Annotated in this window: 21 protein-coding genes; 12 read left to right on the forward strand and 9 right to left on the reverse strand. The window is 71.9% G+C overall.

What is annotated here, in order from left to right; all coding sequences use genetic code 11:
- The first annotated feature begins 5 nt into the window (after positions 1-5).
- A complete protein-coding gene (locus IE275_RS34965; protein WP_189716666.1) occupies positions 6-497 on the forward strand; it encodes an FBP domain-containing protein in 492 nt (163 codons plus the stop codon).
- Positions 498-524: 27 nt separating this feature from the next.
- Here the strand turns inward: IE275_RS34965 and IE275_RS34970 are convergent, their stop codons facing one another.
- Both IE275_RS34970 and IE275_RS34975 read right to left on the reverse strand, forming a co-directional pair.
- Positions 525-1475, reverse strand: a complete 951-nt coding sequence (locus IE275_RS34970) for an acyl-CoA dehydrogenase family protein (RefSeq protein WP_189716667.1) — start codon at positions 1473-1475, stop codon at positions 525-527.
- Positions 1475-2614 carry an acyl-CoA dehydrogenase family protein gene (locus IE275_RS34975; RefSeq protein ID WP_189716668.1) on the reverse strand — a complete coding sequence of 380 codons (1140 nt, stop codon included), beginning with the start codon at positions 2612-2614 and terminating at the stop codon, positions 1475-1477. The genes IE275_RS34970 and IE275_RS34975 overlap by 1 nt, the downstream gene beginning before the upstream one ends.
- A 67-nt stretch (positions 2615-2681) precedes the next feature.
- Here IE275_RS34975 and IE275_RS34980 point away from each other — a divergent pair, with 67 nt between their 5' ends.
- The 3 genes from IE275_RS34980 to IE275_RS34990 are packed head-to-tail and all read left to right on the forward strand — an operon-like array spanning position 2682 to position 5281.
- Positions 2682-3470: an SDR family oxidoreductase gene (locus tag IE275_RS34980; protein ID WP_189716669.1), complete on the forward strand. Its 789-nt coding sequence runs from the start codon at positions 2682-2684 to the stop codon at positions 3468-3470.
- Positions 3471-3485: 15 nt separating this feature from the next.
- Complete coding sequence (locus tag IE275_RS34985) at positions 3486-4097, forward strand: TetR/AcrR family transcriptional regulator (RefSeq protein ID WP_189716670.1); 612 nt, start codon at positions 3486-3488, stop codon at positions 4095-4097.
- Between the two features lie 26 nt (positions 4098-4123).
- Positions 4124-5281, forward strand: coding sequence for an acetyl-CoA C-acetyltransferase (locus tag IE275_RS34990; RefSeq protein WP_189716671.1), 1158 nt, complete (start codon positions 4124-4126; stop codon positions 5279-5281).
- Between the two features lie 58 nt (positions 5282-5339).
- Here the strand turns inward: IE275_RS34990 and IE275_RS34995 are convergent, their stop codons facing one another.
- From IE275_RS34995 to IE275_RS35010, 4 genes are read right to left on the reverse strand one after another with little or no spacing between them, the layout of a single operon-like run.
- Positions 5340-6389, reverse strand: coding sequence for an NAD(P)H-dependent flavin oxidoreductase (locus IE275_RS34995; protein ID WP_189716672.1), 1050 nt, complete (start codon positions 6387-6389; stop codon positions 5340-5342).
- Positions 6389-7108, reverse strand: a complete 720-nt coding sequence (locus IE275_RS35000) for a CoA-transferase subunit beta (protein WP_189716673.1) — start codon at positions 7106-7108, stop codon at positions 6389-6391. The genes IE275_RS34995 and IE275_RS35000 overlap by 1 nt, the downstream gene beginning before the upstream one ends.
- Positions 7105-7941 (reverse strand): CoA transferase subunit A, encoded by an 837-nt coding sequence (locus tag IE275_RS35005; protein ID WP_189716674.1) that lies wholly within the window; start codon positions 7939-7941, stop codon positions 7105-7107. The genes IE275_RS35000 and IE275_RS35005 overlap by 4 nt, the downstream gene beginning before the upstream one ends.
- Positions 7934-8701, reverse strand: a complete 768-nt coding sequence (locus tag IE275_RS35010) for an enoyl-CoA hydratase family protein (protein WP_189716675.1) — start codon at positions 8699-8701, stop codon at positions 7934-7936. The genes IE275_RS35005 and IE275_RS35010 overlap by 8 nt, the downstream gene beginning before the upstream one ends.
- Before the next feature lie 54 nt (positions 8702-8755).
- Between IE275_RS35010 and IE275_RS35015 the strand changes: the two genes are divergently transcribed.
- Complete coding sequence (locus IE275_RS35015; protein ID WP_189716676.1) at positions 8756-9541, forward strand: SDR family oxidoreductase; 786 nt, start codon at positions 8756-8758, stop codon at positions 9539-9541.
- Between the two features lie 12 nt (positions 9542-9553).
- Positions 9554-10459: an SDR family oxidoreductase gene (locus tag IE275_RS35020; protein WP_189716677.1), complete on the forward strand. Its 906-nt coding sequence runs from the start codon at positions 9554-9556 to the stop codon at positions 10457-10459.
- A gap of 132 nt (positions 10460-10591) precedes the next feature.
- Here the strand turns inward: IE275_RS35020 and IE275_RS35025 are convergent, their stop codons facing one another.
- A complete protein-coding gene (locus IE275_RS35025) occupies positions 10592-11488 on the reverse strand; it encodes a hypothetical protein (RefSeq protein ID WP_189716678.1) in 897 nt (298 codons plus the stop codon).
- A 94-nt stretch (positions 11489-11582) separates the two neighbouring features.
- Here IE275_RS35025 and IE275_RS35030 point away from each other — a divergent pair, with 94 nt between their 5' ends.
- The 4 genes from IE275_RS35030 to IE275_RS35045 all read left to right on the forward strand — a co-directional run bounded on the left by IE275_RS35030 (position 11583) and on the right by IE275_RS35045 (position 17573).
- Entirely contained in the window at positions 11583-12017 is a 435-nt protein-coding gene (locus tag IE275_RS35030; RefSeq protein ID WP_189716679.1) for a chorismate mutase, read from the forward strand.
- Positions 12018-12111: 94 nt separating this feature from the next.
- Complete coding sequence (gene pepN, locus IE275_RS35035) at positions 12112-14604, forward strand: aminopeptidase N (RefSeq protein ID WP_189716680.1); 2493 nt, start codon at positions 12112-12114, stop codon at positions 14602-14604.
- Positions 14605-14745: 141 nt separating this feature from the next.
- Positions 14746-16122 (forward strand): pyridoxal phosphate-dependent decarboxylase family protein, encoded by a 1377-nt coding sequence (locus tag IE275_RS35040; protein WP_189716681.1) that lies wholly within the window; start codon positions 14746-14748, stop codon positions 16120-16122.
- The gene (locus IE275_RS35045; protein WP_189716682.1) at positions 16119-17573 is read left to right on the forward strand and encodes a lysine N(6)-hydroxylase/L-ornithine N(5)-oxygenase family protein; all 1455 of its coding nucleotides are present in this window, start codon (positions 16119-16121) and stop codon (positions 17571-17573) included. Before IE275_RS35040 ends, IE275_RS35045 begins: the two co-directional genes overlap by 4 nt.
- Positions 17574-17608: 35 nt before the next feature.
- Here the strand turns inward: IE275_RS35045 and IE275_RS35050 are convergent, their stop codons facing one another.
- Complete coding sequence (locus IE275_RS35050; protein WP_189716752.1) at positions 17609-19411, reverse strand: bifunctional metallophosphatase/5'-nucleotidase; 1803 nt, start codon at positions 19409-19411, stop codon at positions 17609-17611.
- Positions 19412-19559: 148 nt separating this feature from the next.
- Here IE275_RS35050 and IE275_RS35055 point away from each other — a divergent pair, with 148 nt between their 5' ends.
- Together IE275_RS35055 and pyk are read left to right on the forward strand one after the other, a co-directional pair.
- Positions 19560-20258: an SIMPL domain-containing protein gene (locus IE275_RS35055; protein ID WP_189716683.1), complete on the forward strand. Its 699-nt coding sequence runs from the start codon at positions 19560-19562 to the stop codon at positions 20256-20258.
- Positions 20259-20413: 155 nt separating this feature from the next.
- Complete coding sequence (gene pyk, locus IE275_RS35060) at positions 20414-21850, forward strand: pyruvate kinase (RefSeq protein WP_189716684.1); 1437 nt, start codon at positions 20414-20416, stop codon at positions 21848-21850.
- 3 nt (positions 21851-21853) lie between these two features.
- Here pyk and IE275_RS35065 read toward each other — a convergent pair whose 3' ends face one another.
- Positions 21854-22600: a helix-turn-helix domain-containing protein gene (locus tag IE275_RS35065; protein WP_189716685.1), complete on the reverse strand. Its 747-nt coding sequence runs from the start codon at positions 22598-22600 to the stop codon at positions 21854-21856.
- Between the last annotated feature and the right edge of the window lie 105 nt (positions 22601-22705).

A 22705-nucleotide genomic window follows, 5' to 3' on the forward strand; every position in this document is an offset into this window, starting at 1 on the left:
CCTTTATGAAGCCGTTGACCGAGCAAGAGATCCGCGCCGCCTTCGTGAACTGCACCAAGGGCGAGGCCAAGCGCCTGTCCGTGCCGCGCGACCTGGCCGAGCGCCCCTGGGGCGACCTGGACTACCTCGGCTGGCGCGACCCCCAGGCCCCCGACCGGGCCTACCTCGTCGCCGAACTGGACGGCGGCCCGAAGGCGCTCGCCCTGCGCGGCTCGGCCGGCGCCGTCGGGCAGGCGCGGCGCAGCATGTGCTCGATGTGTCTGACCACCCACTCCGGCGGCGTCTCGCTGATGGTCGCGCCGAAAGCGGGCCGGGCGGGCCAGCAGGGCAACTCCGTCGGCGCCTACCTGTGCAGCGACCTCGCCTGCTCGCTCTATGTGCGGGGACTGCGCGACGCGGGCATCGGGGCACGGCTGCCCGAGACGATCACGCTGGAGGAGAAGATCGGGCGGACCGTGGCCAACCTGGCCGCCTTCGTCGCCAGGGTGACCGGCTGAAGGTCACGGCTGAGGGTTGGCTGAGGGTCATATGAGGGCGTCGAGCACATCGGCCCGGCACACGTCGGGGCTGCCCCACGCCGACCGCAGGGCACGGGCCCTGGTCAGCCAGAGCGACAGGTCGTACTCGGCGGTGTAGCCGATCGCGCCGTGCAGCTGGAGCGCCGTCCGGGCCGTCGCGTACGCCGCCTCGCAGGCGCTCACCTTCGCCGCGGCCACGTCCGCCGGCGCCATCGTGACCGCCGCCCCCAGGACCAGCGGGCGGGCGAACTCCAGCGCGATCCGCGCGTCGGCCAGCCGGTGCTTGACCGCCTGGAACGAGCCGACGGGGACCCCGAACTGCGTGCGATGCCCGACGTACGCGACCGTCCGCTCCAGCAGGGCGAGGCCGACGCCGAGAGCCTGCGCGGCCGTCGCGAGCCGGGCCCACAGCAGCGCCCGCGGGACCGGCGGGCCGGCCGCGAGGAGCTCCCCGCCCGGCCGCAACCGGGTGAGCCTGCGCGCCGGGTCCAGACCGGCGCGCACCGGACCGCCGCCGGGGGCCAGCCGCAGGCCACCGGGGCTCAGCGACAGGCGCAGGTCCGCCACATCGCCGTCCAGCGCGTACGACCCCTCGTGCGCCACCGTCGCCATCGACCGGCCCGCGGCGAGCGCGGGCAGCAGCCGCTTCGCCGGGCCCAGTTCATCGATCAGCACCGCCGCCATGACCGTCTCCACCAGCGGCCCCGGCACCGCGTGCCGCCCCAGCTCCACGAACGCCAGGGCCAGCTCGACCGGCCGCGGCCCGAACCCCTCGTACGCCTCCGGCACCGCCAGCGCGAAGACCCCCGCCTCGGCGATCCGGGACCACAGGGCGCGCCCGCTCGCGTGCTCGCCGCGGCTCCACTCGCGCACGACCCTCGCGGTGTCCGCGGCCGTCAGCAGCGCGTCCAGCGAACCGGTGAACGCCCGCTGCTCGGGGTCGGGGAGGAAACGCATCACCGGCGTCCCTTCGGCAGGCCGAGGAGGCGCTCGGCGACGATGTCGCGCTGGATCTCGTTCGTCCCCGCGTAGATCGGGCCGGCCAGGGCGAAGACGTACCGCTGCGCCCACTCGCCGTCCGCCGGTTCGCCCTCCTCGCCGAGGAGATCGAGGGCCGTCTCGTGCACGGCGATGTCGTACTCGGACCAGAAGACCTTGTTCAGGCTGGACTCGGGGCCGAGCCGCTCGCCCGCGAGGAAACGGGACGCGGCCGCGTAGGTGAACAGCTGGTAGGCGCGGGCGCCGATCAGGGCGTCGGCGACCCGGCCCGCCGACGACGCGGGGCAGCCCCGGGCGCGCCACAGGGCGTGCAGGCGCTCGGCCGTGGCGAGGAAGCGGCCGGGGGAGCGGAGCGTGAGCCCGCGCTCGTCGGCCGCCGTCGCCATCGCGATCGCCCAGCCCCGGCCGGGCTCACCGATCACGTCCTCGTCCGGGACGAACACCTCGTCCAGGAACAGCTCGGCGAACGCCGGTTTTCCGTCGAGACGGCCGATCGGCCGGACCGTGACCCCCGGGTCGCGCAGCCCGAACATGACGTAGGTGAGCCCCTGGTGGGGCTTCTCGGCCGCCGGATCGCTGCGGAACAGGCCGAAGGCGCGGTCGGCGAAGGCCGCCCGCGAGGACCAGGTCTTCTGGCCGCTCAAGAGCCAGCCGCCGTCCGTGCGCACCGCCCGGGAGCGCAGGGACGCCAGATCGGAACCGGCCTCCGGCTCCGACCAGGCCTGGGCCCAGACCACTTCCCCGGTCGCCATCGGCGGCAGCACCCGCGCCCGCTGCTCCGGTGTGCCGTGGCCGAGGAGGGTGGGGGCCAGCAGGGCGATCCCGTTCTGGTTGACCCGTCCGGGCGCGCCCGCCGCGTAGTACTCCTCCTCGAAGAGCAGCCAGCGCAGCAGGCCGCACGCGCGGCCGCCGTACCGGGTCGGCCAGTCGACCACCGACCAGCCGGCCGCGGCCAGCTCGGCCTCCCACGCGCGGTGCGCGGCGAAGCCCTCGGCCGTCTCCAGCGAGGGCAGCGGCGCGGACGGCACCCGCGCGCGCAGCCAGCCCCGCGCCTCGGCGCGGAACGCCTCGTCGGCGGGGGAGAGCGTGAGGTCCACGGCCAGCCTCCTTGCCCTGTCGCCCTGGAACTTCCCTAACAAGTGTTTGGTAGGTTAGCGTGCTGTCATGAAGAACGTCGAGGGTCCGTCGTACGTTCCCGGGCACGCGCTGCTCGCCGGACGCACGGCCGTCGTCACCGCGGCGGCCGGCGCGGGCATCGGCGGCGCGACCGCACGCCGCTTCCTCGAGGAAGGCGCCCGCGTCCTGATCAGCGACGCGCACACACGCCGGCTCAAGGCCTACCAGGCCGAACTGGCCGAGGAGTTCGGCGCCGCCGCGGTCTGCGCACTGCCCTGCGACGTCACCGACGAGACCCAGGTGACGGCCCTCTTCGACACGGCGGTGCGCGAGCACGGCCGGCTGGACGTCGTCGTCAACAACGCCGGACTCGGCGGCACCGCACCGCTGGCGGACATGACCGACGAGCAATGGACCCGGGTGCTCGACGTGACACTGAACGGCACCTTCCGCTGTACCCGGGCGGCGCTGCGGCGGATGCGCGACAGCGGCGGCGGGGTCGTCGTCAACAACGCCTCCGTGGTGGGCTGGCGCGCCCAGGCCGGACAGGCCCACTACGCCGCCGCCAAGGCCGCGGTGATGGCCCTGACCCGCTGCGCGGCGATCGAGGCCGCCGCGTACGGGGTGCGGGTCAACGCGGTCTCCCCGAGCCTGGCCATGCACCCCCACCTGGTGAAGGTCACCACCCCCGAACTGCTGGAGGAACTCACCGCCCGCGAGGCCTTCGGGCGGTACGCCGAGCCGTGGGAGGTGGCCAACGTGATCGTGTTCCTGGCCTCCGGCTACTCCTCGTACATGACCGGCGAGGTCGTCGCCGTCAGCAGCCAGCACGCCTAGGACCACAATGTGTTCGTGCCGACCAAGAAGAAGCCCCAGGTGACCGCCGCGCCCGCGCGCCGCGGTGAACTCCTCAGCACCGCAGCCGAGGTCTTCGCCGAACAGGGCTACAACGCCACCACCGTCCGCAAGATCGCGGACCACGCGGGCATGCTCGCGGGCAGCCTCTACTACCACTTCGACTCCAAGGAGTCGATGCTGGAGGAGATCCTGCGCACCTTCCTCGACGAGCTGTGGGACGGCTACGACACCGTCCTGGCCGCCGGGTCGGGCCCCCGCGAGACCCTCGAGGCCCTGGTCACCGAGTCGTTCCGGGAGATCGACCGGCACCGGGCCGCCGTCGCGATCTACCAGAAGGAGAGCAAGCAGCTCGTCGCGCAGGAACGGTTCGCGTTCCTCGCCGAATCGCAGCGCAGGTTCGAGAAGGCGTGGCTGTCCACGCTGGAGCGCGGGGTGGCCGACCGGGTCTTCCGGGCCGACCTCGACGTCCGCCTCACCTACCGCTTCGTCCGTGACACCGTCTGGGTCGCCGCCTCCTGGTACCGGCCCGGCGGACAGCACAGCCCGGAGGAGATCGCCCGGCAGTACCTCTCGATGGTGCTGGACGGGATCGCCGTACGCACGTAACCCACTGGACGCACTGGGGAGTCGCCATGGCCGAGGCCTACATCGTCGAAGCGGTCCGTACGCCCGTGGGGCGGCGCGGAGGAGGGCTCGCCGGGGTGCACCCGGCGGACCTCGGGGCGCACGCGCTCAAGGAACTCGTCGCACGCGCGGGCATCGACCCGGCGGCCGTCGAGGACGTCGTCCTCGGCTGCCTGGACGCGGTCGGGCCGCAGGCCGGGGACATCGCGCGCACCGCCTGGCTGGCCGCCGGGCTGCCCGAGGAGGTACCGGGGGTGACGGTGGACCGGCAGTGCGGATCCTCCCAGCAGGCCGTGCACTTCGCCGCCCAGGCCGTGCTCTCCGGCACCCAGGACCTCGTCGTCGCGGGCGGCGTGCAGAACATGTCGCAGATCCCCATCGCCTACGCCACCCGCCAGGCCGCCGAGCCGCTCGGCTTCACCCAGGGCCCCTTCGCGGGCAGCGAGGGCTGGCGCGCCCGCTACGGCGACCGGCCCGTCAACCAGTTCGCCGGCGCCGAGATGATCGCCGCCAAATGGGGCATCAGCCGCCAGGACCAGGAGGAGTTCGCACTGCGCTCGCACCGGCGGGCGGTGCGCGCGATCGACGAGGGCCGCTTCGCGCGGGAGACCGTCGCCCACGGGACCGTCACCGTCGACGAGGGGCCGCGCCGGGACACCTCCCTGGAGAAGATGGCCGCGCTGAAGCCCGTCATCGACGGCGGGACCGTCACCGCCGCCTGCTCCTCGCAGGTCTCCGACGGCGCCGCCGCCCTCCTGCTCGCCTCCGAGCGGGCCGTCCGCGAGCACGGCCTCACCCCCCGCGCGCGCGTGCACCACCTCTCCGTACGCGGCGAGGACCCCATCCGCATGCTGACCGCGCCGATCCCGGCCACCGCCCACGCCCTGAAGAAGACCGGGCTGTCGATCCACGACCTCGACCTCGTCGAGATCAACGAGGCCTTCGCGCCCGTCGTCCTCGCCTGGCTGAAGGAGACCGGCGCCGACCCGGAGAAGGTCAACGTCAACGGCGGCGCGATCGCCCTGGGCCACCCGCTGGGCGCGTCGGGCGCCAAGCTGATGACGACCCTGCTGCACGAACTGGAGCGCACGGGCGGCCGGTTCGGCCTTCAGACGATGTGCGAGGGCGGCGGGCAGGCGAACGTGACGATCATCGAACGGCTGTGACGGCCGGGCAGGGACGGCGGCCGTGACCGCCGGGCAGGGACGGCGGCCGTGACGGCTGTCAGGGGGAGGCGGTGAGGCCCTCCAGGGTCTCCTCCGCCTCCTTCATGATCCGCTCCACCAGCTCCGCGCACGACGGCAGGTCGTCGATCACCCCGGCGACCTGCCCGGACGCCATGACCCCGAGATCCGTACGGCCGTCCACCATCGCCGACTTCAGCAGCATCGGGGTGTTGGCGGCGAGCAGGACCTGACTCCAGGACAGTTCCTTGCCGCGCTTCATGGCCAGACCGTCGCGGACCAGACGCGGCCAGGAGAGACCCGAGAGCCTGCGGAAGGCCGCCGCCCGGCCGACCGCGTGCAGCAGCGTTCGCGACCGGCCGGCACGCTCCAGGGACGCCACCAGGTCCGTACGCAGCATGCGGTGCGGCAGCCCGTCCACCGCCCGGGTGACCGTGACGTCCCGCACACCCGCCGCCAGATAGCGCGCCTTCACCACGTCCGGCACCGTCGACTCCGACGTCAGCAGGAACCGCGTCCCCATCGCGACCCCCGCCGCGCCGTACGCCAGCGCCGCGACCAGACCCCGCCCGTCGAAGAAGCCGCCCGCCGCCACGACCGGGATGTCCACCGCGTCCACGACCTGCGGCAACAGCACCGTCGTGGCCACCTCACCGGTGTGCCCGCCGCCCTCCCCGCCCTGCACGATCACCGCGTCCGCACCCCACGCGGCGACCTTCTCGGCATGCCGCCGGGCCCCGACCGAGGGGATGACGACGACGCCCGCCTCCTTCAGCTCGGTGATCAGCTCCCGGGAGGGCGCGAGCGCGAAGGACGCCACCCGCACCCCCTCGTCGAGCAGGATCCGCACCCGGTCGCCGGCGTCCGCCGCGTCGGCCCGCAGATTCACCCCGAACGGCGCGTCCGTGCGCGAGCGCACCTCGCGGACCGCCTCGCGCAGCCCGTCCACCGTCATCGTCGCCGAGCCGAGCACGCCCAGCGCCCCCGCCTCGGCCGCCGCCGACACCAGACGCGGGCCCGCCACCCAGCCCATGCCGCTCTGCACGATCGGGCGGCGGACCCCGACCAGCCGGGTGAGTGCCGTGTCCATCAGACCGGAACCTCCCGGTCCCGGGTGTTCCCCGGATCGATCACCTCGCGGATCAGCCGCAGCTCCGCGGCGGTCGGTTCACGGGTGTACGGCACCTCGCCGTCGATCACGAGGTCGAACGCCGTCGCCTCCCGGACCTGCTCCACCGTCACCCCCGGATGCACCGACGCCAGCCGCATCGTGCGGCCCGGCGTGGCGAAGTCGAAGACCCCCAGGTCGGACACCACCCGCGGGATCCGGTGGTGACGCGCCCCGGCCGCACGGTCGTACCCGACCCCGCACACCATGTCGACCTCCGCCACGAAGACCCGCCGGGAGTGCCTGGGGATCCAGTAACTCGTCGGGTTGTTGAGCGTGTTGACCGGCGCGCCGCGCACCCCGAGCAGCTGCCGCGCGGGCCGCGCCCAGTCGCCGATGCAGGAGATGTTCTGGTTGCCGTGCCGGTCGATCTGGCTCGCGCCCATCATCACGTGCCGCCGGCCCCCGGTGACCAGCTCCAGGTGCCGGCGGTACGGCAGCCAGCCCTCGACCGTGCCGTCCGAGCCGACGATCATCGCCTCGCCGTCGGTCAGCAGCAGGTCGGGCGCGAAGGTCCGCCGGGCGAGCCGCGCCCCGACGGAGGGGATCAGCCCCATGGGGCTCGCCAGGATCTCCCCCGAGCCCCGCCAGGCCTCGGCGCACGCGACGACGCAGTACTCGGCGCGGGTCACCCCGCTCATGACTCCTCCCCGGCCGCCGCCCGGTACGCCGCCTCGTCCCCGGCCAGATACCGCGCCGCGAACTGCGGCCACGGCGTCGTCGCATACCGCTTCTGGAACGCCTCGTCCCGGCCGTAGTCGGGGGCGCAGGACGTGAAGTGCGCGCCGTCGGGCGCCTCGACGACCCCCGTCACCACATGCCGCCCGATCAGCAGCGACTGCGGCGGGGCCGCCTTCGTCAGCTCGGCCGTGTCGACGATCCGCTCGCAGGAGACGTACGCCGTGTCCGCGGCCTCGCAGAACAGGTCGTCGAAGTACGGGTCCGGTCCCAGGTACTGCCCGTTGCCCAGCCGGTCGGCCCGGTTCACGTGCACCAGGGCCGCGTCCAGCCGCAGGGCGGGCATGGCGACGAACGTCTCCCCGTCCTCGTAGGGGGAGGTCACCGTCCGCAGACCGGGGTTGACCCGCATCACGTCCGAACCGATCCCCGCCCGCACGGGCAGGAACGGCAGCCGGTTCGCCGCCGCGCGCAGGCCCCACAGGAACATCGCCTCGTCGACCTCCGTCAGCGCGAAGGCCCCCCGCTCGCGGGCCGCGCGGTAGTGCGGTTCGAGAGGGATCGAGTCGAGGGTCACGAACGCGGTCACCAGCTTCCGGATCCGGCCGGCCGCGGCGAGCATCCCGACGTCCGGGCCGCCGTACGAGACGACCGTCAGGTCCGTGACCTGCGACCGCAGCAGCGCCCGGACCAGCGCCATGGGTTTGCGGCGCGAGCCCCAGCCGCCGATGCCGAGGGTCATGCCGCTCTCCAGCCGGGAGACGGCCTCCTCGGCGGTCATCGTCTTGTCACCCATCCGACCCGCCCTCCTTCCCGAACGTGTCCCGGACCCGGTCGGCCACCCCGCTGACGCTCGCCTCGAAGGTGAAGCCCTGCTCGAAGCGGTAGCTGCGGCGCACGTCGACCGGGTCGATGCCGTTGATGGCCGCTTTCGCGAGCCGCAGCAGCTCACCGTCCTTGGCGGCGATCTCGCGCGCCAGCTCCAGCGCCGCCGCCCGCAGTTCCTCGCGCGGCACCACACGCCACACCGAGCCGTGCGCGTGCAGTTCGGCCGCCGTGACCGTGCGCGAGGTGTAGTACAGGGCGCGCATCAGCTGCCGGGGGACCAGCCGGGCCAGATGCGTGGCCGCGCCGAGCGCGCCGCGGTCCAGCTCGGGCAGCCCGAAGGTGGCGTCCTCGCTCGCGACGATCGCGTCCGCGTTGCCCACGAGGCCGATGCCGCCGCCCAGGCAGAAGCCGTGCACCGCCGCCACCACCGGGACCTCGCACTCGTACACCGCGGCGAACGCCTCGAAGCAGCCGCGGTTGACGCCGACCAGCGCGCTCGGACCGCGCGCCTGGAGCTCCTTGATGTCCACGCCCGCGTTGAACCCCCGGCCCGCCGCGGTCAGCACCACGCACCGGGTCCCGGGGTCCCGGCCCGCCGTGCGCACCGCGTCGGCCAGCGCGAACCAGCCGGCCACCGGCAGCGCGTTCACCGGCGGGAAGTCGACCGTGACGACGGCGATTCCCTCTCCCGCGGGCCCCTTTTCCGGGGACGAGGTGGAGACACCCATGGAAGCATCAGCTACCTTTCCACCAAACGTTTGTTAGGTGAAAGGTAGCAGCGGATGGAGCTGGACGGGAAGGTCGCCGTCGTCACCGGCGGCACCCGGGGCGTCGGCGCCGGCATCGCGCGGGCCTTCGCCGACGCCGGAGCCGAGGTGGTCGTCTGCGCCCGCCGGGCGCCGCACGCCCCGGTGCCCGGGACCGCGTTCGTGCCGCTCGACGTCCGGGACGGCGACGCCGTACGCACGTTCTTCGCCGGCCTGGACCGCGTCGACGTCCTGGTCAACAACGCGGGCGGCGCCCCCTACCGCCCGCTCGCCGAGGCCGACGCCGAGCGGCACGCGCGCGTGATCGAACTCAACCTCCTCGCACCCTTGACCGTGTCCCTCGCCGCCCACGGCCACCTCCACCGCGCGGGCGGCTCGGTCGTGATGATCGGCAGCGTCAGCGGCAGCCGCCCCTCACCCGGTTCGGCCGCCTACGGCGCCGCCAAGGCCGGCCTGGAGAACCTCGCCCGCTCGATGGCCGTGGAGTGGGCGCCGCGGGTCCGCGTCAACACCCTCGTCGTCGGCATGGTCCGCACCGAACTGTCCCATCTGCACTACGGCGGCGAGGACGGGATCGACGCCGTCGCCCGCACCGTCCCGCTCGGACGGCTCGCCCGCCCCGCCGACGTGGGCGCCGCCGCCGTCTTCCTCGCCTCCGACGCGGCCGTCTACATCAGCGGGGCGAGCCTGCTCGTGCACGGGGGAGGGGAACGACCCGCGTTTCTCGACGCCGCGACCGCCAACAAGGACACCCGAGACGCGGGCACGGACGACACCCCAGACGCCAGCACGGACACCTGAGAGGAGCACGGGATGAGCGGAATCTGCGACGGCCGGGTCGTCGTCGTCACCGGCGCCGGACGCGGACTCGGACGCGCGCACGCACTCGCGTTCGCGGCCGAGGGCGCCCGGATCGTCGTCAACGACCTCGGCGTCGGCCTGGACGGCACCCCCGGCCCCGACAGCCCCGCCGGGCGGGTCGTGGCGGAGATCCACGCGGCCGGCGGCGAGGCCGTCGCCCACGGCGGCGACATCGCCACCCCCCGGGGCGCCGCCTCCCTCGTCACGACCGCCCTGGAGACCTACGGCCGGCTCGACACCCTGGTCAACAACGCCGGCTTCCTGCGCGACCGCATGCTGGTCAACCTCGACGAGGACGACTGGGACACCGTCCTGCGCGTCCACCTCACCGGACACTTCCTGCCGCTCAAGCACGCCGCCGCGCACTGGCGCGCCGAGGCGAGGGCCGGCCGCCCGCCCGCCGCACGGATCGTCAACACCAGCAGCGGCGCCGGCCTGCTGGGCTCGCTCGGCCAGGGCAACTACAGCGCCGCCAAGGCCGGGATCGTCGCCCTGACCCTGGTCGCGGCGGCCGAACTCGCCCGCTACGGCGTCCAGGTCAACGCGATCGCGCCCGCCGCCCGCACCCGGATGACGGAACGGACCTTCGCCGAGACCATGGCGGCACCCGCGTCCGGCTTCGATGCCATGGCCCCCGAGAACGTCTCCCCGCTCGTCGTCTGGCTCGGCTCCGCCGCCAGCACGGGCGTCACCGGCCGGGTCTTCGCGGCGGAGGCCGGGCGGATCACCGTCATGGAGGGCTGGCGCCCCGGACCCACCACCGACAAGGGAGCCCGCTGGAGCCCGGGGGAGGCCGGGGAGGCCGTACGGAAACTCCTGACCGAGGCGGAGGCGCCGGGGGCGGTGTACGGGGCGTAGAAAGGCCCGCGCGGGGCGCCAGGGTGGGGCCGGGCGGCCGGCCGCCCGGGTGTCCGGCCGCCCGGGTGTCCGGGTGTCCGGGTGTCCGGGAGTCAGGCGTCCGGCGTCTGGCGTCCGGCCGGCCGTCGCGGACTACGTGTCGCACTCCAGGACCGTCCGGCACAGCCCGCACCGCGCCCGCACCCGCCCCCGCACGGGCACCCTGATCCGCTGATGACAGGTCGGGCAGGGGAACGTCACCCGCAGCGGCCCCACCGGGTCGGGCGCGAACACGTACGGCGAGCCCGGGCCCGCCCCGCCGGCCCGCCGGTCCTGGGCCTGCCGCCGGTCACGGGCGTACCGCCGCCGCCCCGCCCAGCCCGCCGCCGTCAGCGGCGGCTGCCGCTCGTCGTGCCGGGCCCGCTCCAGCCCCCGTCCGTACGCCGTGTACGCCTGCGCGCTGGTGAACCACACCGACGGATCCTCACCGAAGACCAGCGACCGCTTCGCCAGCACGTACCCGAACTCCTCCGGCGTCAGATACCCCAGCTTCTGCGAGGAGGCCCCGTCCTCCCGATAGGCGTCCAGGAGCAGCCAGCCCGCCCCCAGATACGTCGTCGCCGTGTCCGTGAGGATCTCGTTGTCCCGCGTCCCCGGGAACGACAGGTCCAGCCGGTGCAGGTAGACATGCATGATCTCGTGCGCCAGAGCCGCCCCGATGTCCCGCCGATGCGTGCGGAACCGGTCGTTCAGCTCGATGAAGTACTCGGGCCCGGCCGTCAGCTCCACATGCGCCGCGTGCTCCATCTCCCGGAACGCGACGACCATCCGGGCGTCCGGCAGCCGGTAGTGCCGCACCAGCTCCCGCGCCACCCGCTGCGCCCCCAGATGCAGGTCGTCACCGTCGCAGAACGCCACCTCGGCCGGCGCCACACTGGTGGCGAACAGCTGGACCGTGTCGTACGACAGTCGTCTGTAGAGGGCCGTGACAGCCGCCCGCACCGTCTCCAGATGCGGAAAGCCGTGCTCGACCGGTCCGCCGTTGGCCACGCCCGCACCCCCAAGACGCCGTGTACCCGGTCCCACTGTACGAGGGTGCCACCGGTCTCGGCCCCCGGCGGCCGACGCACTAGGGTGATCGCCCATGACCACCAGCAACACCCCGGGAACCGGTGACGTCGACCAGGCCGTGCGCGAGGAGCTGGCCCGGCTCCGCGAGAGCATCGACAACATCGACGCCGCCGTCGTCCACATGCTCGCCGAACGCTTCAAGGCCACCCAGCAGGTCGGCCACCTCAAGGCCCGCCACCAGCTGCCGCCCGCCGACCCGGCCCGCGAGGCCCGCCAGATCGCCCGGCTGCGCACCCTCGCCGAGAACGCCCGGCTCGACCCCGCGTTCGCCGAGAAGTTCCTGAACTTCATCATCGCCGAGGTGATCCGCCACCACGAGCGCATCGCGGACGACGCCGGCCAGGACACCGCCGACACCACCGACGCGGACGACACCGCCCACCCGACCGGCACCGCTCACGCCACCGGCACCGCCGACACCGCCGGCACGGCACCCGCGGCAGGCTGACACCGGCATCGGCGCCTCCGGCGCGAGAGCGGACATAGGGCGCGTACCGATCCGCCCCTGTGCCCCGCCTGCGGCATCAGGCAGCATGTCGTTCATGTCCGTACTGACGCGCGACGAAGCGCAGCACCGTGCCCAGCTCCTCGACGTACACCGCTACACCATCGAGCTCGACCTGACCACCGGCGACGAGACCTTCGAGTCCCGGACCGCCATCCGGTTCACCGCGCGCGCCGATGGCAGCACCTTCGTCGAACTCAAGCCCGCCGAGCTGCGCTCCGTCACCCTCGACGGACAGCCCCTGGACCCCGCGACCCTCACCGGCAACCGGCTGCCCCTGCCCGACCTCCGCGCCGGCGAACACGAACTGCACGTCCGCACCACCATGCGCTACTCCCGCACCGGCGAAGGCATGCACCGCTTCACCGACCCCACCGACGGCGAGACCTACCTCTACACCCAGCTCTTCATGGACGACGTCCAGCGCGTCTTCGCCGCCTTCGACCAGCCCGACCTGAAGGCCGTCTTCGAGCTGACCGTCACCGCCCCCGAACACTGGACCGTCCTCGCCAACGGCATCACCGAACACCTCGGCCAAGGCCGCTGGCAGGCCGCCCCCACCCCCCTCGTCTCCACCTACCTCGTCGCCGTCGCCGCCGGCCCCTGGCACTCCGTCACCACCGAACACCGCGGCCTGCCCTTCGGCCTGCACTGCCGCCGCTCCCTCGCCCCCCACCTCGACGCCGACGCCGAGGAACTCCTCGAGATCACCCGGCAGTGCTTCGACCGCTACCACGAGAAGTTCGACGAGCCCTACCCCTTCGACTCCTACGACCAGGCGTTCGTCCCCGAGTTCAACGCCGGCGCCATGGAGAACCCCGGCCTCGTCACCTTCCGCGACGAATTCGTCTACCGCTCCGCCGTCACCGACACCGAACGCCAGACCCGCGCCATGGTCGTCGCCCACGAGATGGCCCACATGTGGTTCGGCGACCTCGTCACCCTCCAGTGGTGGGACGACATCTGGCTCAACGAGTCCTTCGCCGAATACATGGGCTACCAGACCCTCACCGAAGCCACCCGCTTCACCGACACCTGGACCGACTTCGGCGTCGTCCGCAAGGCCTGGGGCTACGACGCCGACCAGCGCCCCTCCACCCACCCCGTGGCCCCCGAATCCGTCCCCGACACCGCCTCCGCACTCCTGAACTTCGACGGCATCTCCTACGCCAAGGGCGCCTCCGCACTCCGCCAGCTCGTCGCCTGGCTCGGCGAGAAGGACTTCCTCGCCGGCATCAACACCCACTTCACCCGCCACCGGTTCGGCAACGCCACCCTCGCCGACTTCATCGACTCCCTCGCCAGCACCACCGAACGCGACGTCCACGCCTGGGCCGACACCTGGCTGCGCACCACCGGCGTCGACACCCTCACCCCCGTCGTCACCGGCGAGAACGGCGACCGCACCCTCACCGTCGAGCACCACGGCAGCCGCCCCCACCACATCGCCGTCGGCCTCTACGACCAGGACCTCTCCGACGACGACAGCCGCCCCGCCCGCCTCGTCCTGCGCGAACGCCTCGACGTCGACATCCCGCAGACCGCGCCCCACCCACTCGGCAAGCGCCCCGCCCTGCTCCTCCTCAACGACGGCGACCTCACCTACGCCAAGATCCGCTTCGACACCCAGTCCTTCGAGACCGTCCGCAGCTGCCTGTCCGCACTGCCCGAACCCCTCACCCGGGCCGTCGTCTGGAACGCCCTGCGCGACGCCGTCCGCGACGGCGAACTCGCCCCCGCCGCCTACCTGGAGACCGCCCGCGCCCACCTCCCCCGCGAAACCGACCTCGCCCTCGTCCAGGGCGTCCTCGCCTTCGCCTCCACCCACATCGCCGACCGCTACGTCACCCCCGACGCACGCCCCGCCGCCCTCGCCACCCTCACCTCCCTGTGCCGCGACCTCATCCGCCGCACCGAGGACGGCGACCACCCCGGCCTGCGCCTGATCGCCGTACGCCACTTCATCGACGTCGCCGCCCACCCCGAGACCATCACCGCCTGGCTCGCCGACGGCACCGTGCCCGGCGGACCCGAACTCGACCCCGACCTGCGCTGGCGCGTCCTCGCCCGGCTCGCCGTCCTCGGCGCCACCGACGAGAGCGCCATCGCCGCCGAACTCCAGCGGGACCCCTCCGCCACCGGCCAGGAAGGCGCCGCCCGCTGCCGCGCCGCCCTGCCCACCGAAGAGGCCAAGGAGAAGGCCTGGACGGCGATGTTCGCCACCGACGACCTCTCCGCCTACCTGTTCACCGCCACCGCCCAGGGCTTCTGGCAGCCCGAACAGGCCGACCTCGTCCGGCCCTACGTCACCCGCTTCTACGAGGACGCCGTCGCCGTCGCCGCCCGACGCGGACCCGCCGTCGCCGACGCCGCCGGCCGCTGGGCCTTCCCCGCCCACGCCGTCGACGCCATGGCGCTCCGCCACGGCGAGACCTGCCTGCGCGACACCGACCCCATCCCCGCCCTGCGCCGCAAGCTCGTCGACCAGCTCGACGACCTGGCCCGCGCCCTGAAGGTCCGCTCCGCCTGAGCACCACCCCGGGACGGCCCCGGGCAGCCCCGCGGCGATCGGTACCCACTTTCGGGTACCGATCGCCCGCCTCCCGGGCACACCCGCCCCACGGCGTACAAGCTGGAACCCCTCTGTTCCGCGCACGCCCGGAGGCCCCCCGTGAGCACGCCGCCCCTCGCCTCAGGACCCGAAGGCCCCGACGCGCTGCGGCCGTTGCTCGACACCGTCCTCGACGCCCTCGACAGCGGCCGCCGGGCCCGCGGCGGCCCCCTGCCCGCCGGCGGCCCCGACGCCGTCGCCGCACGCGTGCGCGCCGCCACCGGCGACCTCCTCCCCCCGCACGGCGACCCCGACGCCCTGCGCACCCTCGTCCACACCCTCACCGAAGGCTCCGCCGACCCCGCCCACCCCCTCTGCGCCGCCCACCTGCACTGCCCGCCCCTCGCCGTCGCCACCGCCGCCGACCTCGCCGTCTCCGCGCTCAACCCCTCCCTCGACTCCTGGGACCAGGCCCCCGCCGCCTCGGAACTGGAAACCCTCGTCACCCGGGCCCTCGCGGCGGAGATCTACGGCCCCACCCCGGCGGACGCCCTCGTCACCACCGGCGGCACCGAATCCAACCAACTCGCCCTCCTCCTCGCCCGCGAGACACACGGCGCCACCCTCCGCCTCGTCCACGGAGCCAACGCCCACCACTCGCTGCCCCGGGCCGCCTGGCTGCTCGGCCTGCCCGCCCCCGTCGTCGTCCCCACCCCCACCGGCACCCTCGACCCCGCCGCCCTCGACGACGCCCTCGCCACCCTCCCCGGCCCCCGCACCGCCGTCGTCGTGGCCGCCACCGCCGGCACCACCGACACCGGACGCATCGACCCCCTCCCCGACATCGCCGCCCTCTGCCGCACCCACGGCGCCCGCCTCCACATCGACGCCGCCTACGGCGGCGGCCTCCTCTTCAGCGACCGCCACCGCTCCGCACTGACCGGCCTCGACGCCGCCCACACCGTCACCCTCGACCTGCACAAACTCGGCTGGCAACCCGTCGCCGCCGGCCTCCTCGCCGTCCGCGACACCACCGACCTCACCGCACTGCGACACCGCGCCGACTACCTCAACGCCGACGACGACACCGAAGCCGGCCTCCCCGACCTCCTCGGCCGCTCCCTGCGCACCACCCGCCGCCCCGACATCCTCAAGATCGCCGTCACCCTCAAGACCCTCGGCCGCGACGGCCTCGGCACCCTCGTCGACCAGGTCTGCCACCGAGCCCACGAACTCGCCGCCCTCATCCGCGCACACCCCCACCTCGAACTCCACGCCCCACCCACCATCAGCACCGTCCTCTTCCGCCCCACCGGCGCCACCGACACCACCGTCGCCGAGACACGCCGCCGCCTCCTCACCGACGGCAGCGCCGTCCTCGGCCGCACCCGCATCGACGGCCGCCTCTGGCTCAAGACCACCCTCCTCAACCCCCACACCCGGCCCGACGACCTGGCCGCCCTCCTGACCCTGGTGGAAGGAAACACCTCCCGATGACGACGCCACCGACACCGCCACCGCCACCCCCGCCCCCGCCCCTCCACCCCGAACCCGACACCCCCCGCGACCTCGTCGGCATCGGCATCGGCCCCAGCAACCTCTCCCTCGCCGCCCTCGCCCACCCCCTCGCCGAACTCGACACCGTCTTCTACGACCAGGCCCCCGCCTTCGCCTGGCACCCCGGCCTCCTCATCGACGGCTCCCGCATCCAGGTCCCCTTCCTCGCCGACCTCGTCACCCTCGCCGACCCCACCAGCCCCTGGAGCTTCCTCTCCTACCTCCGCACCCGCGAACGCCTCTACCCCTTCTACTTCGCCGAGCGCTTCCACATCCAACGCGCCGAATACGACGCCTACTGCCGCTGGGCCGCCGAACACCTCCCCGGCATCCACTTCCGCCACCAGGTCGACGGCGTCCGCTGGAACCCCGAACGCGACGTCTTCGAAGTCGACTTCACCCAACTCGACACCGACGGCGAAGCCGAAGCCCTCGGCCGCACCTACACCCGCAACATCGTCCTCGGCATCGGCACCCGCCCCCACATCCCCGACCCCCTACGCCCCCTCGCCGACGCCCCCGGCGTCCCCGTCCTCCACGCCGACGACTACCTCACCCACCGCGACACCCTCCTCGCCGCCGACCACATCACCGTCGTCGGATCAGGACAGTCCGGCGCCGAAGTCTTCCTCGACCTCCTCAGAGCCCGCCCCGCCGGCCACGAACGACTCCACTGGATCGGCCGCACCGACGCGTTCGCCCCCATGGAGTACTCCAAACTCGGCCTCGAACACTTCACCCCCGACTACACCCGCTACTTCCACGCCCTCACCGAACCCGTCCGCGACCGCCTCGGCGCCACCCAATGGCAACTCCACAAAGGCATCGACGCCGGCACCCTCGCCGCCATCCACGACGAGCTCTACCGCCGCACCCTCCACGGCGGCTGGCCCGACACCGTCCTCACCCCCGGCGTCCACCTCCGCACCGCCGGCCGCATCGCCACCACCCAGATCGAACTCCACCTCGAACACCGCCAGCAGAACACCCGCAGCCGCCTCACCACCGACGCCGTCGTCCTCGCCACCGGCCACCGCGAACGCCCCCTCGACCCCCTCCTCGCCGGCCTCGACCCCTACATCCGCCGCGACCACTCCGAACGCCCCCGCATCGACGAGCACTACCGCCTCGTCCTCGACCCCTGCGTCACCGCCACCGGCTGCAACGTCTACGTCCAGAACGCCGAACGCCACACCCACGGCGTCGGCGCCCCCGACCTCGGCCTCGCCGCCCGACGCAGCGCCACCATCCTCAACACCCTCACCGGCAAGGACAACTACCCCCTCCCCACCCGCACCGCCTTCACCACCTTCGGCCTGGAACAACGACAGCCCCAGATCCCGCCCGCACGCCAGCCACGCACGCTGACCCCCCTGCGCGACGGAATCTGAGGCCATCACCCCTCACCCCGGCCCGGAAACCCCGGCTAGAACACCGGCGTACCGTTCCGCGTGAGCCTCCAGTCCACCGACGCGAAGTCCGCCGGATCCAGCACACCCTTCGCGGTCACCCACTCCGCGATCCGCGTCCGGATCTCCGTCGACTCCGACCACACCTCGGTGGCGGACGCCACGTGCGGGAATGCGCCGCCACCGTTCGCCCGATAGTTGTTCACCGCGAACACGAACTGCTGCGCGTCGTCAAGGGCCGCACCGTTGTACATCAGGCCCTTGATCCGCGAACCCGCCGCCTGCGCGATGTCGATCTCGTACGACAGCCCCGACACATAGTCGTAGTTGTAGTCCGGACGGTTCCCCGCGTTCGTCAGCTTCTCCACGTCCACGACCGCGTCCGCCGCCGTCTGCACGAAGTACTCCGCCGAATACTCCAGGTACGCCCTGACCTGCGCACCCGTCATCACCTTCGCGACCAGCGTGTTGTCGTACACATACAGACCCGACAGGTCCCGGATCGTCACCTCGCCCGCCGGAATCTCCGACGTCCGCGAGAACGGCGACGCCTGCGCGATCACCGGCAGCGACGCGTACGACGTCCCCACCAGCGCCGCCCGCACCACATCCTCCTGAACCTTCGTGATCAGGTCGATGATCGGCGCGTCCTTGTACCGCGCGTCCACCGTCGTCAGCGTCTGCGTCGCCGACCCCACCACCTGGTTGACGTACGCCACGACCTTCGCGTGCTCGTCCGACAGCAGCTTCGTGATCTTCGGATCGTCCGCCACCGCGTTCGAGTTCAGCACCTTCGACGCCACCGACTCGACCGCCCACCGACCCTTGGCGAACACCAGCTCGATATCGAACAGCGACAGCCGCTCCGCATACGCCAACGGCTCCGACAGCACCACCGTCTTCCCGGTCTTCGCGTTGGTGACCCTCAGCTCCGGAATCTCCACATGCGCATGCCCCACCAGAATCGCGTCGATGTCCGGCACCTGCTGCGCCACCAGCGCCGCCGAGTTCTCCACATACGGCAACTGATCACCGTACGACGACGTACCCGACGAACCCGAGTGCGCCGACACCACCACCACGTCCGCACCCATCGACTTCAGCTTCGGCACCCACTTCGCCGCCTGCTCCTCCAGGCCCGGGAACGCCAGCTTCCCCTGCACATACGCCTTGTCCCAGATCGCGATACCCGGGTTCGTGAGCCCCAGCACGGCCACCTTCACCGGCGGCGCACCCTTCACATGGAACGTCTTCATCAGATACGGCGGGAACGCCGGCTTCAACGTCTTCGCATCCACCGCGTTCGCACCCAGCAGCGGAAAACGACACTGCTGCTCGAACCGCCGCAGCGTCTCGATGCCGTAGTTGAACTCGTGATTCCCGAGCGCCACCGCGTCGTACCCGATCGCGTTCATCGCCTGCGCCATCGGATGCACCGGACCACCCTTGGCGGTGATCGGGTCCACCTTCGCGTAGTAGTACGTCAGCGGAGTCCCCTGGATCGTGTCACCCGCGTCCAGCAGCAGCGTGTTGCAACGGCCCTTCTCCGCACGCACCTGCTCCACCAGCGTCGAGATACGAGCCAGACCCTGCGCGTTGCCCGCCTTGTCGGAGTACTCCGCGTTCTTGAAGTAGTCCCAGTTGAAGACATGACCATGCAGGTCCGTCGTCCCCATCACGGTCAGCGAGTACCGCTTCGGCGCCTTCGCCGGCTTCTTCGCCTCCGCGGCCTGCGCCGGAGCCACAGCCGCACCCGCGATCGCCACCCCCGCCCCGGTCACGGCGGACTTCTTCAGGAACTTCCGACGGTTCAACGGCATCTCTCGTGCTCCTCGGGGAAGGTCAACAACGCGCGTAGATTCTGACCCGGGCATGACCGACGGCAACAGGTCCAGGAGGTTGCGATCTGATGACCGGCACGGTCAACTCCCGCCCCGGAAAAGGGAGCACCGTGACAGAGTGGTACGTATGACCTCACCGCAGACCCCGCCCCACGGCACCCCCGACACCCCCCTCCTCACAGTCCGCGGCGAGGCCGAACTCGACGTCGACCCCGAGATCGCCCGCATCACCGTCACCCTCACCGCCCGCGGCCGAGACCGCCGCACCACCCTCGACGACCTCACCCGCCGCAACACCGTCGCCCTCGACCTGATCAAGTCCTACGGCGACACCGTGGAGAACCTGTCGACCGGAGCCATGTCCATCACCCCGGAACTCACCCGCCGCGGCCGCGGCGAACGCGTCCGCACCTACCAGGGCACGATCCGCCTCACCGCCGAACTCACCGACTTCACCGCCCTCGGCGAACTCACCACCCGCCTCGCCGACCTCGACCTGACCAGGATCGACGGCCCCTGGTGGGACCTGCGCCCCCACTCACCCGCCCACCGCGAAGCCCGCCGGCAAGCCGTCCACGAAGCCGTCCGGCGAGCCAAGGAATACGCCGAGGCACTGGGCACCACAGTGGCCGCCCTGGTCGAACTGGCCGACGCCGGCACCGGCGGCGGACGCCCCCGCTCCGCCTTCGACCGCCGCGCCGTCCGCATGTCGGCCGTCGCCGCCGAAGCCGGTACGGAAGCCGAACCACTCGACCTGGAACCCCAGCGGATGTGGGTCCGAGCGGAAGTCACCGCGCAATTCACGATGAATCCACCGCGCCTGTGAAATTCACCCGTTCGGATTAAGTGATGATTCATGAATCGCTCATCGGAGCGGCCACCCGCACAATTCAACACTTGTCAACTGCCCTTCACCCAACGCTTGTTGCCCGGCCATGTCCTCCCAATTCCCTACCGATCGGTAAGACATAGGCTCGACTCATGCGCCGAGCAAAAATCGTCTGCACCCTGGGCCCCGCCACCGACACCTTCGACCAGATCAAAGCCCTGATCGAAGCCGGAATGGACGTCGCCCGCCTCAACCTCAGCCACGGCGACCACGCCGAACACGAGGAGCGCTACCGGCACGTACGCAAGGCCTCCGACGACACCGGACGCAGCGTCGGCCTCCTCGCCGATCTTCAAGGCCCGAAGATCCGCCTCGGCCACTTCGCCGAAGGACCCGTACTCCTCGAACGCGACGACACCTTCACCATCACCGTCGAAGAAGGCATCGCCGGCGACCGCGAGATCTGCGGCACCACCTACGGCGGACTCGCAGCAGACGTCACCCCCGGCGAACGCATCCTCGTCGACGACGGCAAAGTCTGCCTCGAAGTGACCACCGTCGACGGCCCCCGCGTCCACACCCGCGTCATCGAGGGCGGCATCGTCTCCGACCACAAGGGCCTCAACCTCCCCGGCGTCGCCCTCTCCGTCCCCGCCCTCTCCAAAAAAGACGAAGAAGACCTCCGCTGGGCCCTGCGCACCGGCTTCGACGCCATCGCCCTCTCCTTCGTCCGCAGCGGCAAGGACATCGTCGACGTCCACCGCATCATGGACGACGAAGGGCGCCGACTCCCCGTCATCGCCAAGATCGAAAAGCCCCAGGCCGTCGAGAACATCGACGACATCGTCGCCGCCTTCGACGGGATCATGGTCGCGCGAGGCGACCTCGGCGTCGAGATGCCACTGGAACTCGTACCCATCGTCCAAAAACGCGCGATCAAACTGGCCAAACGGAACGCCAAACCCGTGATCGTCGCCACCCAGATGCTCGACTCGATGATCGACAACTCCCGCCCCACCCGCGCGGAAGCCTCCGACGTCGCCAACGCCGTGATCGACGGCACCGACGCCGTCATGCTCTCCGGCGAGACCAGCGTCGGCAAATACGCCGCCCAGACCGTCCGCACCATGGCGAAGATCGTCACGGCGGCCGAAGAGGACATCCTCGCCAAGGGTCTCCCCGCCCTCACCGAAAGCAACAAGCCCCGCACCCAGGGCGGCGCGGTCGCCCGCGCGGCCGCGGAGATCGGCGACTTCCTCGGCGCGAAATTCCTCGTCGCCTTCACCCAGAGCGGCGACACCGTCCGCCGCCTCTCCCGCTACCGCTCCCCGATCCCCCTCCTCGCCTTCACCCCGGAACCGGCGACCCGCTCCCAGCTGAACCTGACGTGGGGTGTGGAGACGTTCCTGGGCCCCCACGTGGACTCGACGGACGCGATGGTCGACCAGGTGGACGAGCTGCTGTTGCGGTACGGACGGTGCGCGAAGGGAGATGTCGTGGTCATCACGGCGGGGTCGCCTCCCGGGGTGTCGGGCTCGACGAACCTGGTCCGGGTGCATCACATCGGGGAGGACGACAGTCCCAAGTAGGGGCTAGTGCTTGGGGCCTACGTGGGTGTCCATGAGAGCTACGGCGGCTCTCTTGGCGATGGAGACGTTCCTGGGGTTCGCCATTCTCCATTCGACGCCCACGCGGTCCAGCGCGTCGGTGAAGAGGCGGATGATGTCGCCCGACAGGTTGCTGAAGAAGTAGCGCGGATATTCGTAGCGCTTGTGCACACCACCGATGATCTTCTCGGTCCAGTTGGTGATGCGACAGCCGTCGGAGTGGATGAGGCCGCGGATGAACTCCCAGGGGTGCTCGCGGACGATGGTCTGCTGCCAGGGTTCCAGGGTGATCAGGCGCTCGTGCTTCTTGCCGGGGCCATGTTGTGGGAACAGGTGGGGCCAGTGTGCGTAGTAGCCGACTACTGATACGTAGCCCACCGCTTGGACGCGGTACGCGGTGTGTGCGGGACTGATCGCGCGGACGGCTGCTTCGCAGGCGTCGATGAGGCCGGGCCAGGCATCCGCGCATGCGATGCGGAGGTAGTGGCCGACGCCGCGTGGGTGGGGGCTGATGCACCCGTCACCCAGATAGAGGCCGAGTAGGTACGAGTACGCGACTCGGTCGCTCGGCGGGTCGGGTAGCGGGGTGTACATTCGGGGCAGTGGTTCAAGTCGGGTCTGCCAGGAGCGAATTGCGGCGCGCGACATGCCTGTTTCTCGGCTGACGGAGTTCAGACTGCGCCCCTGCGCAACCAGCGTGAGTGCTCGCTTGCGCGAGCTGACGTCGTACATATGGACACTCTGTGAGAGTGATCGCCGCGACGCGCACCAAAAAGCGGATGTTCACGAGAATGGGAACATCCGCTTTCCAATGCCGACCTTGGAATCCAAGGAAAA

The sequence above is a fragment of the Streptomyces phaeofaciens genome (assembly GCF_014648915.1).
In the GTDB taxonomy this organism is placed as follows: domain Bacteria; phylum Actinomycetota; class Actinomycetes; order Streptomycetales; family Streptomycetaceae; genus Streptomyces; species Streptomyces phaeofaciens.